The sequence below is a fragment of the Bacillus sp. EAC genome (assembly GCF_002156875.1).
Lineage (GTDB): Bacteria > Bacillota > Bacilli > Bacillales > Bacillaceae_G > Gottfriedia.
The window spans coordinates 217254-235739 of record NZ_NCSY01000010.1 but is presented as its reverse complement, the minus strand read 5'-3'; the positions used below and the strand labels follow the sequence as shown (position 1 = coordinate 235739).

Below are 18486 nucleotides of genomic sequence, written 5' to 3'. Positions count from 1 at the left end.
AAGGGCAGGTAACTAAAAATAATAAATTTAATAAGCGATTTAACTATAAAATGGAAACTGATTAACCTTTTCTTAAAAACGAAGTTTGTTTTAAAACAACAATCTTTTAGAAAAGCTGTTTGCGTAAACTTTGTTTCTAATAAAAAAGTATTTCGTAGATTTCCACACCAGGATGCTCGCTTTCCGTGGGGCGGGCGATGAGCCTCCTCGGCTTACCTGCGGTGTCTCATCTGTCCCGCTACTCCCACAGGAGTCTCGCAACTTCCGTTCCAATCATCTTCTATATTTACAGTTTGATGTATAACCCTTTTTAAAAACAATAATCTTCTAGAAAACAGCCTTTCAAAAGAGCTGCTAGTAAGTTTAAATAAACCGCTTTAATAAATAATCAAAAAATTTAATAAAATGCATTTGAATTATGCATTATTTGTGATAGTGTAGTAACAAAGAAGTTTACACTTCATAAATATTAATAAAAGAATTAAAAACTTCGCAAATGTGAGGGATACGCAAATGGATCAATTAAGTTTTAAGCAATTAGTGAAAGAGAAGTTTTCACAGCTTTCCCCTGGCCAAAAGAAAGTGGCTACTTTTATGATTGAAAACCTTGAAGAATGTTCCTTCCATACGGCATTTCAAATTGGTAAAAAAGCTGAGGTTAGTGAAACAACTGTTATAAGACTTTCGTATGCGTTGGAATTTGAAGGCTTTAGTGACATGCAGTTGTGTATTCAAAAACAATTCCTACAGCAAAATAAGGACACTTCATATGGAAATTGGAAAGAGTCATCTAGTGAAAAAGAAAATTCCTTTCAAAAAATAATCGAAAAGGAAGTAAGTTTATTACGAAACTTATTAGAACCTACTAATATTGAAGAGATTTGGAAGACTGTCGATAAGTTAATTCAAGCAGATCATGTATTAATCGTTGGTCATCGTATCTCGCATGTAGCGGCATATTGGTTCTCGAATATGCTGAGCACTTTAAGAGGAAATGTTCATTTTTGTTCCCAATCAGGAGATTTTTATGAGAAGTTTTGTAATCTAACTGAACAATCTGTGGTCGTAGCATTTTCTTTTCCGAGATATGCAAAGGAAACATTTACAATCGCTGAATGTACGAAAGAACATGAGATTAGTCTCATTTCAGTAACCGACAGATTATTGTCACCTGTTGGAAGGATCTCGGACATCGTCTTAACGACTGAAGAAAATGTAGAAAGTGGTTCGAATTCAATCGCTTCTGTTATTTGTTTATTAGAGTTAGTGATTGCTGGAATGTATGAAAAGGATCAAAAACGAATTCAATCGTATCAAAGAAAATTAGAAAAGCTTTATACGAATTTTGGATTATTTATAGAATAGAACTGACAAAATTGATAGGTGGTTTTTAAAATGAATCCAATACAATTTATTGATAAAAATAAAGAGCTTATTATTAATACTTATAACGATTTACATCAAATTGCTGAACCTAGTTGGCAAGAAGAGAGAACATCCTCCTATTTAAAGAAACGTCTGTTAGAAGCAGGTTTAGAGGTTAAAACATTCGAGCATCATTTTGGATTTATTGCTGAAATAAAGGGACAACTTAGTTCGGTTGTCGCTTTAAGAGCGGATATGGATGCACTTTTTCAAGAAGTTGATGGAGAATTAAAAGCAAATCACTCATGTGGACACGATGCACATAGTACGATGGTTTTATATGCTGCACTTGCAATTGCTTCAAGTGGTATGCAACCAAAACATACGCTTCGTTTCATTTTCCAACCTGCTGAGGAAAAAGGTGAGGGTGCTCTACAAATGATGAAAGATGGCGTTTTAGATCAAGTCATTTCATTATTTGGGACTCATTTACGACCTAAAAAAGAAGTTCCATTTTATAAAGCGTCTCCGGTTATCATTCATGGCTCAGCTGAAACAATTAAAGGGACGATTAAAGGAATTCAAGCACACGCTGCAAGACCTCATGAGGGGATTAATGTGATTGAGGTATCATCTATGATTGTACAGAGTTTGAAGAATATAGATTTAGTTACGGAAGTTCCTTTTTCAATTAAGATGACCCAGCTTCATATTGGAAATGAAGCTTCAAATATTATTCCAGAGAATGCTAATTTTGCGATTGATGTAAGGGCTCAAACAAATGAATTAATGAATCAATTAAATGAAATTTCAATTAAAATATTTGAAAATGCTATGGAAGAAACGGGTGCGAAGATTACATGGGCGATGGAAGAATTTGTACCAGCTGCAATTACGAATGAAAAAGCTATAAATTACGCAGAAGCGGCAATTACAACTATTATCGGTGAAGAGAATTTAATGCCGCACTGTATTTCTCAAGGTGGAGAAGACTTTCATTTTTATACGAATAAGTATCCATCAATTGCTGCAACAATGATTGGATTAGGATGTGACCTGACCCCTGGATTACATCATCCTCATATGAGATTTAATTTAGAAGCATTAATTTATGGCGCGAAAATATTGACTGAAACTGTTTTAAACGCTTCAAAAGAGTAAGGGGAGGTTAGTAAGTGACTAATATAGATCAAATAGAAATTCGATCCCTGAGTTCAATTGAAGAACTAGAAAAAGTTAGAAAACTGGAATCAAAGATTTGGGGTGAAAATGATTCAATCCCGACGCACCAAACGCTAACAGCTGTAAAAAATGGTGGATTAGTATTAGGAGCTTATTACGAAGGCTCAATGGTTGGATTTCAATATAGTTTTCCAGGTTTTGATGGACAATCAGTTTATCTTTGTTCACATATGTTAGGTATTGACCAGGAATATCGTAATAAAGGGATTGGTAAATTACTTAAAGTGGCTCAGCGTGAGGAAGCGTTGAAATACGGCTATAAACTGATTACTTGGACATACGATCCTTTAGAAAGTGCTAATGGCTATTTAAACATCCAAAAGCTTGGTGGAATCTGTGGGAAGTATTTGGAAAACTGTTATGGAGAAATGGAGGATTTATTAAATTCAGGTATTCCATCAGACCGTTTTTTTGTTGAATGGCATATCGGTAATGAAAATGATAATGAGTCAAGCCTACAAATAGATCAAATTGATTTGAATGATGCAATACAACAATCATTTATTAAATGGAGTGTCAATGAAGAAGGATTACCAGCTCCTATTCAATCGGCATCATTCGAAGATGGTGAATTTATTTTCGTAGCGATTCCTAAGGATTTTCGTTCAATTAGAGAGTCGAATAGTCAATTAGCAAATGAATGGAGATATACAACAAGGAATGTATTTAACGAGTTGTTTCAACAAGGATGGAAAGTAAGAGGGTTTCATAAAAATTCACAAGAAGACATACCTGTACAATTTTACGTCCTAACTAAATGATAACTAGTAAGGCTAATTGAACGTTTCACTAAAAGGAGAGTAAAGTAAATGAAGATTAAAGAAGTTATTTTGCGCCATATGAAACTGGATTTATTACATCCATTTACAACTAGCTTTGGGACTGAGTATGATCGTGAGTTTATATTAGTCGAAGCAATTAGTGACGATGGAATATCTGGTTGGGCAGAATCAGTTGCAATGCTGGATCCATTATATAATGAAGAAACAGTAAAAACGAACTGGCATATTTTAGAAGATTACTTAATTCCTATTGTATTAAAAAATGAAATTTCTCACCCAGATGAAATCTCTGAAAAACTGTTTGCTCATATTCGTGGTAACTACATGGCAAAAGCAGCAATTGAGGGAGCTATTTGGGATCTATATGCGAAACAACAAAATCAATCATTATCAGACGCATTAGGAGGAACCAAAAAGGAAATTGAAGTTGGAGTCAGTATCGGAATTCAAGATTCAATTGATGCTACATTAGAGGTAATTTCAGCCCGTCTGGAAGAAGGTTATAAGCGATTTAAATTGAAAATAAAACCAGGCTGGGATGTAGAATTAATTGATAAAGTGCGAAAAGTTTATCCAGGTATTCCTCTTATGGCAGATGCTAATTCAGCTTATACATTACAAGACATGGATTCACTTGTTGCTTTAGATGATTATCAATTAATGATGATTGAGCAGCCTCTTGCTTATAACGATATTATTGACCATGCTGAGCTTCAGGCAAAATTAAAAACGCCAGTTTGTTTGGACGAAAGTATCCATTCTTTAGATGATGCTAGAAAAGCAATAAAACTTCGAAGCTGCAAAATTATTAATATTAAAATTGGACGTGTTGGCGGCTTAACTCAATCAAGAAAAATTCATGATTTATGCAAGCTACATGGAATTCCATTATGGTGTGGTGGAATGCTAGAATCTGGTATCGGACGAGCACATAATATTGCAATTACATCCTTACCAAACTTTACATTACCAGGGGATACTGCTGCTTCTGCATTATATTGGGCAGAGGACATTATCGAACCAGAAGTAACAGTTGAAAATGGAATGATTCAAGTTCCAAATAAACCTGGGATTGGTTACGAGCCAAACATGAAAAATATAAATAAATACACAATATCAACGAAGATTTATAAAGAGAATCTGTAAGAAAATAAGTAGTTACAAAAAAAAAAGGCTCATATCTGTAATTAGACTTGAGCCTTTATAATTCTTACTCTTTTTTCATATCCTTGTTCTTAATTTCCTGTTTAATTTTCTGAATCTCATCTTCATATTCTTTTTCATTCCCTATTAAATTGCCATTTCCATATCGAACATTATCATAATCATTTAAAAGTTGAACAGGAATTGGAAAATTATTACGGATAAACCATTCTTTTATTGTTTCATGATTTTGTCTTCCCATATTATGCTTTGAAGCATATTTTTGAAGCTGGAATATAAGTTTTCGTATTGGTTCTGATGGAGCAGAATGCTTAAAGAAACGCTTTTTTTGTTTCTTTGATAGATTACTTGATGCATATTCAATCTCAACAGATGTTTGTTCGATATTTGTTTCAGCTGATTGTAATTTGTATCTTCTAAGGAATAACCAAACAATAGCAAGTATAACGATAACTAGTACTATCCAAATCCAGGATGGGAAATGTTGTATGAGAAATTCATCTTTTTGTTTAAGTTGTGTTGGATCACGATTGATCACAAAATCTTCAATGGGGCCTTTAGGTTTTGGCTTAATATGGATTGTTTCAACAAAATTAAATAGAGGAGTTGCCACAAATCCAACAAATTTAACAACGAATTCAAATAATGTAAAACAAATCCATTTAACGAAAGGTAATAATAATGTGCAGAGACCAGTTAACATCGCTGCGATTATCATGGAAAGTAATAACCCATTTACATTCTTAATTTCATTGTTAACTACCGCTTGCTGAAGAAATCTGCCCAAGCTAAAGAGAAGTGTAAAAATGATTAATATTGAATAGACCCAATTTATATATGAGTAATCAGTTATCCAAGCGGTGATAAAAACAATGAAACTACTACAATAAAAAATAACAGGTAATTTTTTTCTTTCTTCCATCCATAAAGATGAATCATTGATAAAAGCATTAACTCGATAGATTATAAAAAAGGTACAAAATATTGAAGGAAATAAATTAAAACCTAAAAAATAAGCAATTCCTCCGCTTATCAATCCAGTAAGCATTGGGATAATTCGAGAAATCTGCTTTTTCCGTAGGGAGTAGTATAAGAAAAGATTAGCAATTCCTCCAATGCATAAAAAGGCTAAAAGAGGTGGTACTTGATTTGAATGGACATAAAACATTAAAAGAAGGAAATATAAAAATATACATTCTAATGAAAAATAGTAAAGTGAAAGTAGACGTAATATCATATATTTCCCCTCATTTTCATTTCGTTTTGTCGATATGGAGTAATCATAGGATTTTCTTCATGATCATTTAAATAATAAATTCTTTGACCCCTATTTTGCATTTGTGAAAAATATTGGTCACCATGATTACCGTAAGGTCCACACAAAATAACAACTGGTGAATTCCGTTGTTGCTTCTCAACAAAATGTAGTAATTTTTGAATTGGTTGAGTCATTCGTTGACGATTAATTCGAGCTAAGATTTCGTATGTTTTTCCTAACTGCGTCTTTCCGCCACCAAGTGGTAAATGGTAGACAGGCATGCCACTTTCCATATTGAAGTTTAAAAAGATTTCATACTCAATATTATATAAAGAAGCATACCTTGCCATAAAAGCGACATTACTAGCAATTGTTTCAATATTTTTAATCATATCCATTCGGAGATTTGAATGATCGATTTGTCTAAGATTAATGATAAAAGTCCAAGAATACTCTGCCGTTCGTTCAAACACTTTCGTTTGAAGTTTTTGTGTTTTAGCACTTGCTTTCCAGTGGATTCGTTGAAATGGATCCGAGTAAACATAATCTCTCGTTCCAATAGGTGCCAAAACTTCCTCAAACATACTAGTTGCACTTGGAAAGTATCCATGTGATTTTGTTGCAACTAGCTGATCTAAATTTGGAATGGTAATCAAAGCTGGAAATATAATCACTTCTTTGTGTAAAAAAGGTATATGTTTTAGCTTTACATATCCAAAACTGAAGAAATTGAATATTGTTATTTCAACTTCTTTAATTCTTGTTACACCACGTTTTTTTGCGATAAGAGGGAGGTTAATTTGGATGCGTTCTTTTCCTTTAAGTTTAATAGGAATTGTAAATTCAATAGTTGCATCATCACGGTTAGATACATGATCTCCATCAATAATAGATTCTAGTTTAAGTTGAATTTTTGCATTAATAATTGGAAGCCAGCTATTTTGCGAAATCGAAATTGGCAAAACAAATTCTTCTCCAACTGAAGTACGTATAGATTCTTTTTTATTCTCAAGAACTAAATGTTCGTCAATATGTTTAAAATAGTATTTGCTCATTAAACTAATGATGATTAGGAGTGCAGCTAAAAACATCAGTAAAAAAGAAGATTGATAGAAATTGATAAGTAGAAATATAATACCAATCACGATTAAACCGTCTAATGAATCCCTTCCATGTACTTCCTTAGCCCAAGTCATTTAAATTGCCCCATGTTCAACTGGAACTTCAACGTTTTTTAGAATCGACTCGATTACTTGTATATTAGTCTTTCTTAAGGAAGCCTCTAAGGATAAAACTAAACGATGAGCAAGTAAAAAGACGGCAACATCCTTAACATCTTGAGGAGTAACAAATGTACGATTATTAACGTATGCTTTTCCTTGAGCAGCTCTCATAAGCGCAAGAGTTCCACGTGGACTAATTCCCATTTGAATATCTTCATGATTACGTGAAAGATGAACAATGTTTAATATATAATCTTCAACTTCTTCTGAAATTAAGACTGTTTTTACGTCTTCCTTCATTTGATGAATGTCCTCAATTGTTAATACATTTTTTAAATTAGAAAAGGGTGTCCCATTACGATAAGTTTTCAAGATATTCTTTTCTTCTTCAAATGTTGGGTAATCTAGTTGGATTTGCATAAAGAAACGATCCATTTGAGCTTCAGGTAATGCAAAAGTTCCTTGCTGAGATTCGATTGGATTCTGTGTTGCAATAACGATAAATGGTTTTGGAAGAGAGATTGTTTCACCATCTATCGTTACTTGTCGCTCTTCCATTACTTCTAGTAAACTGGATTGAGTTCTAGGGGTTGCTCGATTGATTTCATCTGCTAATAATATATTCGTCATGACTGGTCCAATACGTAGTTGGAAGTCTTGTTCTTTCGGATGGAAAAATTGAATTCCAGTAACATCACTTGGTAATAAATCAGGTGTGAATTGAATTCGTTTAAACGAACCATTTATTGTTTTTGCAAAGCTTTTTGCTAATAATGTTTTCCCAGTTCCAGGTACACTCTCAAGTAGTACATGGCCATCGTTAATTAATGAGATAAAAATCATTTCTACGATATCATCTTTCCCAATTAAAACCTGACCGATTTCTTTCTTAAGCAACTCTAATTTTTCCGAAGTATTCATATGTTTTTCTCCTCAAATAGTAATCTAAATTATCTATATATGTAAGTTTTGACTAAATACAAAATCTTCCAAAAGCTATACCTGCTATTATTTTAAAGCTATTTTCAATCATAGTCTATTAATTCTTAATTTTTGGATAGTATCAGTTTACGATTTGGTAGATTCAAAGAACTCATGAATTATTAAAATAAGAGTAAAAAAATTTAATATTTTTTGTAAATATTGGAAAATACGTCCGATAATAAGAAGGAATAAATTGAACGAATGAAAATATTAAATGGAGTGATTTTATGAACAATGCGATAAATTGTGCACGTTGTTTTACACTAACTGTTCAAAATGGAAAAAGTAAACTATGTCCTAAGTGTCAAAAAATAGATAACGCGTGGTTAGAGGTTGTTTTAAATTACTTAAGACAAAGGGAGAACCGAACTGCAACAATCGTTCAAGTACTAAATGCGACACTTGTCACTGAAGAATGGATTTATGAATGGGTAAGAGATGGGAAAATCCTACAAAGACATTTTCCAAATATCGGAATACCTTGTCCGAAGTGTGGAGAGAATTTAACGGATGGCGTTTCATTATGTTCTGGCTGCAAAGGGAAACTGGCGAGAAGCTTAGAAGTGGAAGAGGAACTAGACGAATTACGAAGTTCAAATCATAAGAGTACGTATTTTAATAATCATGAGTAAAAAACAGAGTTTAATAGAGCTCTGTTTTTTTATTTTGAGTAATAACGATTGATAGTATGTCTATTTAAAGTCTTGTGAAAAATTCTAAATTTACAGTTAATTAATATTCTAGAAAAGGTGCCGATAAAATTTTAGTAGAAAGATAACATAGTGTTTTTATGTAGGGGGAAATTTAATGAAGTGGTCGATAGGTCGTAAATTAATTGTATCGTTTATTCTGATTATGGTAATTATTGTTGTACTGAGTGCTTTTTCATTAAGCAGTACTTATAGATTAAATGATAATACGCAACAAATAAGTAGAGATGTCTTACCAAAAGTTGAACAAATAAATGAAATCAATTATTTAGCTGAACATATTTTTAGTACTTCACAAAAACATATTTTAAGTGATGATGAATCATTCAAAAATAAATATAAAAATGAGCTTGATGGCCAGTATGAATTAATGGATAAAGCTTTTGTGGAATATAAAAAATTAATACAAACAAAAAAAGAAAAGAAGTTATTTGAAAGTTTACAAACTGAATGGAACGATTTCCACAAAAAAAATGATGAAATCATTGATTATAGTAATAAATTTGAAACTAAAAATGCAATTCTAACTACCTTTAGTGGAACAGCGCTTTTTGATAAAATGCACAAGAATTTAGATGAATTAGTTCTATTGCATAAAAAGCAAGCTGACCAGATTACAATTAATAGTGATAATGAATCTAAAAACGTATTTTACTTAACTGCAATAAGCGTAATTGCTTCAATAATTTTAACTATTGTCATTGCATACTTCTTAATTAGAAGTATTAAAAATCCGTTAACACAATTATCAGTTCAAGTTAAAGAAGTAGCTGATGGTAATCTAGCATTGGAACCACTCAACATCAAAAACAGCGATGAAATAGGTGAATTAGCTGGAAATGTTAATTTAATGACTTCGAATTTAAAAGAATTAATCGAAAATGTTGTTTATAATTCTCAATTAGTTGCTGCAACTTCAGAAGAGCTTTCTGCTAGTTCTGAAGAAACGAGTCGTGCATCGGAGCAAATTACAAGCTCAATCATTCATATTGCAGAAGGTGCAGAAAAACAGGAAAAAAGTAGTCTTGAGGCATTTACTGTTGTAAAGGAAATTTCAACTGGAATGGAACAAGCAGCATCTTCAATCCAAACAGTGGCAGAAAATTCTTTATCTACGTCTGAAAAGGCTATTTACGGAAATAAAGTTTTAGAGAAAACAGTCAAACAAATGAATATGATCCACGAGACGGTGAATAATACTTCGAATATTGTAAACTCTCTAGGAGAGAAATCAGATGAAATCGGTAAAATTGTAACGATTATCACCGAGATTTCTGAACAAACAAATCTATTAGCATTAAATGCCGCGATCGAAGCTGCAAGAGCTGGTGAACAAGGAAAAGGTTTTGCTGTTGTAGCAGACGAAGTAAAGAAACTAGCAGAACAATCAAGAACCGCAGCGCAACAAATTTCGCAACTAGTTGGATTTATTCAGTTAGAGGTGAAAAAAGTTATTGTTTCAATGGATGCAGGCTCATCTGAAATAAAAAATGGAATCGTACTTGTATCTGAATCAGGAGAAAACTTCAATCATATCGTAAAAATGATAGAAGAAGTTTCGGCTCAAACACAAGAAGTTTCAGCTATATTTGAACAAATTAATGCTAGCTCACAAAGCATAATTAATATTGTTGAAATGACGTCGGAAATTTCTGCGGAAGCATCAGGTCAATCTCAAAGTGTTGCTGCTGCTGCACAACAACAAAATGCATCGTTGGAAGAAATGTCAGCATCTGCAGACATTTTAAGTAACATGGCAGTTGAATTACAGGATACAGTGAAAACTTTTAAATTATAAGCAATAAGTTTGTTAAAGTCACTCATTAATTGAGTGGCTTTTTTTAGTAAAGAAAAATATAATATCTTCTATTATAAGTACTGGTCTATAATTAGATAATGTTAAAAGTGACAATAATAAAAATATAACTTAGTAGATAACACTATTTACTGGATTAATAGGAGAAAGAGCATGAGGAAACTTCTTACCTTAGTAATATGTTTAAGTATGGTCATTATTTTATGCTCAAATACAGAAAGACACCAAATTAAATCAACTAAAAATAATCATGAAATATCCAATCATACTCATTTTATTCAACGAAATGATTACCCGATTGTCAATAAGGCGACTATTGGAGCAACCGGAGATATCCTAATCCATAATGAAGTGTACGAAGATGCGGCATTACCAAATGGATCATATAACTTCAACAAAATGTTTAATGAAGTTAGAAAAACAATGCAAGAGCCAGATATTTTAATAGCAAATGAGGAGACAATGATTGGAGGAAAGTCATATGGACTTTCAACTTATCCTAGGTTTAATAGTCCTTATGAAGTAGGCGATGCACTTAAAAACGCAGGGGTGGATTTTGTAACGCTAGCTAATAATCATTCACTCGATAGAGGTGAAAAGATAATAGATAGTGCGATTTCCCACTGGGATAAACTAAAAATGCCGTATACTGGAGCATTTAAATCGAAAGCTGATCATGATCATTTAAGAGTAATCACTAAAAATGATATTCGTTTTTCATTTCTTGCTTATACATTTGGGACAAATGGTATTCCTATTCCAAAAGGGAAGGACTATTTAGTAAATTTAATTGACTTACATAAAATTCGAAATGAAGTAGAAAAAGCAAAAACTATGTCAGACGTAGTCATCGTAGCGATGCATTGGGGTATTGAAAAAGAACGCTATCCAAATAATTCTCAAATTAAGCTTGCAAAACAATTAGCTGATATGGGGGTTGATATTATAATTGGTAATCACCCACATGTTTTACAGCCTCCAGCATGGGTGAAAGGTAATTCAGGAAATAAAACATTTGTGATCTATTCATTAGGAAATTTTTTATCGGCGCAAGATGAATTATATGAATTGATCGGTGGAATGGCTTCGATAGAGGTAGTTAAAACAAGGCAAAATAATAATGTTCAAATTGAATTAAGAAATCCGACCTTTATGCCAACTTACAATTACTATTCAAATGATCGGAATTTTAAAATCAAACCACTAGCTAATATAAGTGGAAAATATTTAAAAGATGGTGCAAAACAATATGAGCAAATAAAATCTCATATGAGAAAGTACATTAAAGAATTAAATATAAATAATTCGAACTAAGATTGTTATTCTTTTTAAGAAAATCTGAAAAGTTTTTCTAAGAAAAAGGATAGCAATCTTTCTTATTGTTATACGCTCTGAGTTTAAGATGAAGATCTTAATAAAGCTCCTTTCTAAAAGATTGTTGTTTTAAAAAGGTTTTATTAAAACAAACTGGTAACAAAGAAAGAGATTGGAGCGGAAGGTGCGAGACTCCCTGAGGGAATAGCCGGAAGGTGAAACCCACACAAGACGTCAAAAAGGTAGGCATGCTAATATCACACCGCGCATGCATAACCCACGACGTGTGGGCCAAGGAGGCTCAGCGCTCGCCCCACGAAAAGCGAGCAACCTGAAGTGTAAATCTAGAAAACTCCTTATTTAATATCAATCTACAAATAATGAGAAAAAAATAATTTATTTTTTGCAGGGTTTAATGAATTAGTTTCGTCTAAAGTAATGAAAGAGGAAAAGAGGTGATGCAATGGAGTCGGATGAACAATTAGTTGAAAACATACTTAAAGGTGAAAGACAGAAATTTCGAGAACTAATTTTGAGATATCAATCAAGAGTATTTGCTGTAGCATTAAAAGTATCAAACAATCATAAAGATGCTGAAGATATCTCTCAAGAAGTCTTCCTCCAGTTGTATCGTTCTCTTGGAAACTTTAATGGAGAATCAAGTTTTTCAACATGGATCTATCGTATAACAATGAACAAAGCAATTGATTTTAAGCGGAAACAAGACAAGCTAAAGGAACATGAGCTGGAAGAAATTGATTCTACTTTGCCAGAAGAAAAGATCTTATCGCCAGAAGCAGCTCTTTTAAAAAATTTAGATAAGGAACTAATTCATTCTTATATAATCGAATTGCCGCAGTCATATAGAGATGTTTTAAAGTTATATTATTTTGAAGAGCTCACCTATAGTGAAATTGCATTAAAATTAAATATTGCCGTAAAAACAGTAGAGTCTCGTTTATATCGAGCTAAAAGGATAATTAAGGACAAGCACAAAGGAGGGATTATTTGAAACATTTAACGACTGATCAACTATTATCATATCAACTCAAAAAGTTATCAAATAAAGAATCTCTTCTACTTGAGACGCATTTAAGAGAATGTGAATCATGTCAAAATGAGCTTGAACTACTGGCAGAGCTTAATGAAGAATGGTTAAATCCTTCAAATGTTGATATTCCAAATGATTTCCTAAATGAGATAATGCTACAAACAGAGGTAATTCATATTTCTAAACAGGATAATAAGCAATATGTAAAATCAATTGACTCAAAAAGAGTAAGATTCTTGCACTTGTTATTAGCAGCTGCAGCAACATTCTTATTTTTTCAATTCCAATTGACTAAATATATATCAAATTCAAATCGACATGTCGTACAGACAATAGAGCAAACAACGACATTAATTGAAAAAAGTGAAAAACTATCAATTCCAATTCCAAAAATTTTGAGAGGACTGAAAAACTAATGGAGGAACAAACAATGAAGAAACGTAAAAAATTAATTTATTTATTATCACTTTTACCGGGGCTTGGTCACTTTTACTTAGGTCTAATGAATCGTGGGTTACAATTTATGCTTTTATTTTGTGGAACAATATTTTTAACAAATATAATTGAAAGTATGGGATTTTTTATACCAGTAATTGTATTTTATAGCTATTTTGATGCTTTACAATTCCATAATAATTACCGTGTGGGAGCCGATTTACAAGATGCTCCATTAATAAATAATCGTCTAATTCGAGTAAATAAATCAATGGTCGGTTGGGTGTTAATTGCTTTTGGTTGCTTATCTGTATTAGAAAATGCTTCTAATTATTTAATGATCCGTTATCAAATTAATTTTGATTATGATATATTTAAGAACGTTTTAATAAGTGCAGTATTCGTTGTGATTGGCATTAAATTACTACGAGGAAAGTCGAAGGAAGAAATATGAGGAACTGGAAAGTCGGCTCAATAACAGCCGGAATCTTATTGATTGCGATAGGGTTATTATGGTTTCTCCAAAGTTTTATAGCGATACAGTATAGTTCATTATTATTAAATGCATGGCCAGTAGCTTGTATTTTATTAGGAATCGAAATTTTAGTTTTTCATTTAATAAAAAAAGAAGAATCTCTTAAATTTCATTGGCTAAGTATCTTTTTATTAATTTTGGTAATGATTACATCTATTGCTTATAATTTTGGTCATTTGGTATTCAATGAACTTGGAATTAGCCTTCATTCAACTAGAGCCGACATAAATGATGAAAAGACAATTCCATCTACTATTCAAGAAATCATTATTGACGGTGCAGACGGGGAGTATAATGTAGTAGGTACAAATACAACTAATTTAAAGGTTAACGGGAGTATTCAAATCCCTGATAAAAAGCACATAAAAGGTAAAATCTCAGATTATTATTCAGTGAAAACGATCGGTAATAAAATGTACGTAAATATTAAGGAAGATCACTTCAATTTTATAAATTTTAATGATTTAAAAACGGAGATAAACATCGAATTACCTAAAAATCTTATGACAACGATTAAATTAAATGATGGATCAATTAATTTAGAGGATAAATCAAATAAAACTGTTATCGATTTAGATGATGGAAGCATTAACATTAATAAGATTGATGGAACTTTAATCGCTAAAACCGAAAATGGATCTATTAACTTACAAAATGCTACTTTAAATAATGAAAGCAAAATTTCATCACATGATGGTGAAATTAATATTGAACAAGTCACTGGATCATTAAATGCAAAAACTAGCAATGGTTCGATTTCAGTAGAGAAAGCAAACCTCTCCAAACATAGTTCGATTAAAACGATTGATGGGGAAATTTCAGTTGTTGAGTTTAATGGAGAAATCTTTGCAAAAACAAACAACGGTACAATACGGTTTGATGATGCTGTAATTAAAGGTGATAGTCAATTCATTTCCGATGATGGTGAAGTTGATCTTGGGTTAATCAACCAAAATGATTTAAACGTTAAAGCAGAAACGAATGATGGTTCAATTGAAGGTAATATTGGCTGGAAAGTGAAAGATAAAGAAGTAGGAAATAATAAAGAAGCCATTTTAGGAAATGGAACGAATAAAGTACTTATTCAAACAAAAAATGGATCAATATCTGTTAATAGTCATTGATTTTCATAGAATATAAGAGAAACCCAAGCATACGCTTGGGTTTGTTTTTTACTCATTAAGAGCATCAATAATTGTCTTCGTATTCCATTCCATCATTTTATAATAGGTGTCACCAGCTTCACCTTTTTTACCTAATGAATCAGTGAATACGGTACCTACAATTGGTGCACCTGTTTCCTTAGAAACAGTTTCCATGCTCCTAGGATCAACACTTGTTTCAACGAATAACTTAGAAACTTTCTTAGCTCTAATTAAATCAACTACATTTTTTATTTGGCTTGGTGTACCTTGACCTTCAGAATTAATTTCCCAAATATAACCTGATTGTAAATCATACGCTTTACTAAAATATTTAAACGCACCTTCACTAGTAATCAGGAAACGTTTTTCTTTAGGTATTTTGTTTAATTCTTCAATCGTCTTGGCATGGAGATTTTCAAGTTTTTTAATATATGCATCAGCATTTTTTTGATAGAATTTCTTATTAGATGGATCTTCTTTGATTAAACCATCTCTTATATTTTTTGCGAAAATAATCCCATTTCGGATATCGAGCCAAGCATGAGGATCCGTTTCACCTTCTAATCCATTCGACTCTAAATAGATTGGTGATACTCCTTTGCTGACCATATAAACAGGTGCATCCTTACCAGATTTATTAGAACTTTTTAAAAGTTTTTTAAACCATGAATTCCCTTGTTCTAGATTTAAACCATTGTAAAAAACAATATCAGCATCAGTTGTTTTCATTAAATCCTTTGGAAGGGGATCATATTCATGTGGGTTTGCACCAATTGGTACTAAACTATGAATCTCAACTTTGTCGCCTCCGATTTGTTTAACTAAATCATAAATTATTGAGTAGGTAGCAACGACTTGTAATCTCTTTTTAGTTTCCTTTGTATCATTTGAGCAAGCGCTTAATGCTAAAACGAATAGTAGTAATATAGGCAAAAATATGTTTTTATATCTCATGTCTGATTCCTCCAATTGTTACTTGTTAATTGATATACTCGCTTTATTTTTTTTCGCTTTTATTAATTTCCAAATCAAACCTTGTGATGGAGAGAAAAAGAATGTAATTGCAAAAAGAAACGCCGCTACAAGCACAATCGTAGCACCAGAGGCTAAATTATAAGTAAAACTAAAATATAGACCTATGATAGAACAAATAACTCCGATTGATGCAGATAAAAAAATCATTACTGATAGTCGATTTGTTAATAAGTAGGCTGTAGCTGCCGGTGTTATAAGCATAGCAACTACTAGAATAATGCCAACAGTTTGTAGTGAAGCAACGGTTACTAATGTTAATAAGACCATTAATCCATATTGAATCCATTTTATTGGTAAACCATAACTTTGAGCCATCGTAGGATCAAATGTAGAAACTAGTAATTCTTTATAAAATAAATAAACTAAACTAATGACGATAATCCCTATACAAATCGTAATCCACATATCTGAAGAACGAACTGATAAAACATTACCAAATAGAATGTGATATAAATCAGCACTACTCTTCATAAAAGTGACGAGAATAATACCTACAGCAAAAACAGAGGTGAACATGATTCCGATAGCCATATCATGTTTAATCCGGCTATTTTGACTGACAAATCCAATTCCAATTGCAGTAAGTAAACCAGTTGCTACTGCACCGATAAAGAAGTTAAAGCCTAACATATAGGAAATAGCAACACCCGGTAATACAGCATGCGAAATTGCATCACCAATTAATGCCATTCCACGTAATACGATAAAACATCCAATCACACCACAAATGATTCCCACTATAACAGATGTAAATAATGCCTTTTGTAAAAATTCATAATGCATTATTGCTTCAATGAAATTAAGTATACTCATCGTAAACTTACCTTTTGCCTTTCACTTAATATAAAAGCTTCATTTGTGTAAGCTTTAGAAATTACATCTGGATTTAGCACATCCTTCACTTTTCCATACCCAATCAGATTACGATTCAGTAAAAGTAAATTATCAAAATATCGCTCTGCCTTGCTTAAGTCATGGTGTACAACAATAATTGTTTTTCCTGAATTTCTAAGTTCTTTTAAAATTTTGATAATTGTCTCTTCACTTTTCATATCTATTCCTACAAATGGTTCATCTAAAAATAAGATTTCCGTTTTTTGTGCCAATGCTCTTGCTAAAAAAACACGCTGCTGTTGGCCACCAGATAATTCTCCAATTTGACGATTCTTAAAAGTCTCCATCCCAACTTTTCTTAAACATTCGATTGCTAGTTCAATATCCTTTTTCTTTGGTCTATTTAATAATCCTAGATTCGGATAAGTACCTAAAATAACAACATCCAATACTGTAATAGGGAAATCCCAGTCGATATCACTTCTTTGAGGTACGTAGGCAACATGCTTTCGATACTTTTGAATAGAGTGACCATAGATTTCGATAGTGCCATTATCTCGAGGGATTAATTCAAGAATCGCCTTCATTAATGTGGATTTACCAGCACCGTTTGGTCCTATAATTCCCACTAACGATCCGTTTTCAATCTCAAATGAAACATTTTGAATGACTTGATTACCTTGATATGAGACATACAAATCCTTAATAGTTAATGCTTTGCTCATAAAATTTACCTCCTTTTGATTTTTACCTAGTCTATAAGTTTTGCCTTAGTGCAACTTTTTGAGCAAAAAAATAAATGATTTAGTGCAGTGTATGCTGATGAATTAAAAATGATTCGGTAAAAGTTGTATCAGTGCAACTTTTTTATTCTTAATGAAATTCTAATGGTTATATTTTATTTTGTAAAGGATTATTTTATGCATTCAATTTAATTGCAGGATTTTTTTTTAGGATAAAGAACTATATAAACATACAACTGGGAGGTTTTTAATTGTATAGAGATAATAATTTAGTCATTCGACCAATAATTGAAGATGATTTAAAGCCATTATGGGAACTAATGTATAAAGAAGACTCACCAGAATGGAAGAAATGGGATGCACCTTATTTTGAACATAAAGCAATAACCTATTTAGAATATTATGCAAATAAATCAACTATTCTTGATCAGGAAGATAAATGGGTAATCGAAATAGATGGAAGTGTAATTGGGACAGTTAGTTATTATTGGGAACATAAACCATCAAATTGGCTTGAGATGGGGATTGGTATTTATAATCCAGATTATTGGAGTGGAGGAATAGGTACAAGAGCTTTATGTTTATGGATTGAACACTTGTTTAATACTTTACCATTAGTAAGGGTTGGGTATACAACTTGGTCTGGAAATGAAAGAATGGTTAAAGTAGGTGAGAAAATAGGAATGACAATGGAAGCACGATTAAGAAAATGTCGTTTTTATAATGGAACTTACTACGATTCAATACGAATGGGAATTTTAAAGGAAGAATGGACGGAATTAAAGAAAAGTGATAAATTGATCGTTAATATAGGCCAGTAGTAAGGTTAATCCTTATTAAAAATAATAGA

Annotated in this window: 18 protein-coding genes; 12 read left to right on the top strand and 6 right to left on the bottom strand. The window is 32.1% G+C overall.

Annotated elements, in window-relative coordinates:
• Nucleotides 1-513 precede the first annotated feature (513 nt).
• The 4 genes from B7R65_RS17220 to menC are packed head-to-tail and all read left to right on the top strand — an operon-like array spanning nucleotide 514 to nucleotide 4535.
• Nucleotides 514-1365: a MurR/RpiR family transcriptional regulator gene (locus tag B7R65_RS17220; protein WP_088044070.1), complete on the top strand. Its 852-nt coding sequence runs from the start codon at nucleotides 514-516 to the stop codon at nucleotides 1363-1365.
• Nucleotides 1366-1395: 30 nt separating this feature from the next.
• Nucleotides 1396-2526 carry a M20 peptidase aminoacylase family protein gene (locus B7R65_RS17215; RefSeq protein ID WP_088044069.1) on the top strand — a complete coding sequence of 377 codons (1131 nt, stop codon included), beginning with the start codon at nucleotides 1396-1398 and terminating at the stop codon, nucleotides 2524-2526.
• Nucleotides 2527-2540: 14 nt separating this feature from the next.
• Entirely contained in the window at nucleotides 2541-3368 is an 828-nt protein-coding gene (locus B7R65_RS17210; RefSeq protein WP_088044068.1) for a GNAT family N-acetyltransferase, read from the top strand.
• A 48-nt stretch (nucleotides 3369-3416) separates the two neighbouring features.
• On the top strand, nucleotides 3417-4535 hold the full coding sequence (menC, locus tag B7R65_RS17205; RefSeq protein WP_088044067.1) for an o-succinylbenzoate synthase: 1119 nt from the start codon (nucleotides 3417-3419) through the stop codon (nucleotides 4533-4535).
• Nucleotides 4536-4599: 64 nt separating this feature from the next.
• Here menC and B7R65_RS17200 read toward each other — a convergent pair whose 3' ends face one another.
• From B7R65_RS17200 to B7R65_RS17190, 3 genes are read right to left on the bottom strand one after another with little or no spacing between them, the layout of a single operon-like run.
• Entirely contained in the window at nucleotides 4600-5790 is a 1191-nt protein-coding gene (locus B7R65_RS17200) for a hypothetical protein (protein ID WP_088044066.1), read from the bottom strand.
• On the bottom strand, nucleotides 5787-7007 hold the full coding sequence (locus tag B7R65_RS17195) for a DUF58 domain-containing protein (protein WP_088044065.1): 1221 nt from the start codon (nucleotides 7005-7007) through the stop codon (nucleotides 5787-5789). Before B7R65_RS17195 ends, B7R65_RS17200 begins: the two co-directional genes overlap by 4 nt.
• Nucleotides 7008-7955, bottom strand: coding sequence for an AAA family ATPase (locus tag B7R65_RS17190; protein WP_088044064.1), 948 nt, complete (start codon nucleotides 7953-7955; stop codon nucleotides 7008-7010). It abuts the gene before it with no gap.
• Between the two features lie 290 nt (nucleotides 7956-8245).
• On the opposite strand from B7R65_RS17190, the gene B7R65_RS17185 reads away from it, so the two are divergent.
• From B7R65_RS17185 to B7R65_RS17155, 7 genes are all read left to right on the top strand, one after another.
• Nucleotides 8246-8650, top strand: a complete 405-nt coding sequence (locus tag B7R65_RS17185) for a hypothetical protein (RefSeq protein ID WP_088044063.1) — start codon at nucleotides 8246-8248, stop codon at nucleotides 8648-8650.
• 175 nt (nucleotides 8651-8825) lie between these two features.
• Nucleotides 8826-10526, top strand: a complete 1701-nt coding sequence (locus tag B7R65_RS17180; protein ID WP_088044062.1) for a methyl-accepting chemotaxis protein — start codon at nucleotides 8826-8828, stop codon at nucleotides 10524-10526.
• Nucleotides 10527-10697: 171 nt separating this feature from the next.
• Complete coding sequence (locus B7R65_RS17175) at nucleotides 10698-11858, top strand: CapA family protein (protein WP_088044061.1); 1161 nt, start codon at nucleotides 10698-10700, stop codon at nucleotides 11856-11858.
• A gap of 463 nt (nucleotides 11859-12321) precedes the next feature.
• Entirely contained in the window at nucleotides 12322-12870 is a 549-nt protein-coding gene (locus tag B7R65_RS17170) for an RNA polymerase sigma factor (protein ID WP_088044060.1), read from the top strand.
• Nucleotides 12867-13325 carry a zf-HC2 domain-containing protein gene (locus B7R65_RS17165; RefSeq protein WP_088044059.1) on the top strand — a complete coding sequence of 153 codons (459 nt, stop codon included), beginning with the start codon at nucleotides 12867-12869 and terminating at the stop codon, nucleotides 13323-13325. The genes B7R65_RS17170 and B7R65_RS17165 overlap by 4 nt, the downstream gene beginning before the upstream one ends.
• A 14-nt stretch (nucleotides 13326-13339) precedes the next feature.
• The gene (locus tag B7R65_RS17160; RefSeq protein WP_088044058.1) at nucleotides 13340-13798 is read left to right on the top strand and encodes a hypothetical protein; all 459 of its coding nucleotides are present in this window, start codon (nucleotides 13340-13342) and stop codon (nucleotides 13796-13798) included.
• Entirely contained in the window at nucleotides 13795-15003 is a 1209-nt protein-coding gene (locus B7R65_RS17155) for a DUF4097 family beta strand repeat-containing protein (RefSeq protein WP_088044057.1), read from the top strand. Before B7R65_RS17160 ends, B7R65_RS17155 begins: the two co-directional genes overlap by 4 nt.
• Before the next feature lie 48 nt (nucleotides 15004-15051).
• Here B7R65_RS17155 and B7R65_RS17150 read toward each other — a convergent pair whose 3' ends face one another.
• From B7R65_RS17150 to B7R65_RS17140, 3 genes are read right to left on the bottom strand one after another with little or no spacing between them, the layout of a single operon-like run.
• Complete coding sequence (locus B7R65_RS17150) at nucleotides 15052-15978, bottom strand: metal ABC transporter substrate-binding protein (protein WP_088044056.1); 927 nt, start codon at nucleotides 15976-15978, stop codon at nucleotides 15052-15054.
• Between the two features lie 18 nt (nucleotides 15979-15996).
• Entirely contained in the window at nucleotides 15997-16872 is an 876-nt protein-coding gene (locus B7R65_RS17145; protein WP_088044055.1) for a metal ABC transporter permease, read from the bottom strand.
• On the bottom strand, nucleotides 16869-17618 hold the full coding sequence (locus B7R65_RS17140; protein WP_088044054.1) for a metal ABC transporter ATP-binding protein: 750 nt from the start codon (nucleotides 17616-17618) through the stop codon (nucleotides 16869-16871). Before B7R65_RS17140 ends, B7R65_RS17145 begins: the two co-directional genes overlap by 4 nt.
• A 269-nt stretch (nucleotides 17619-17887) precedes the next feature.
• Between B7R65_RS17140 and B7R65_RS17135 the strand changes: the two genes are divergently transcribed.
• Complete coding sequence (locus tag B7R65_RS17135; protein ID WP_088044053.1) at nucleotides 17888-18457, top strand: GNAT family N-acetyltransferase; 570 nt, start codon at nucleotides 17888-17890, stop codon at nucleotides 18455-18457.
• Nucleotides 18458-18486: the final 29 nt, after the last annotated feature.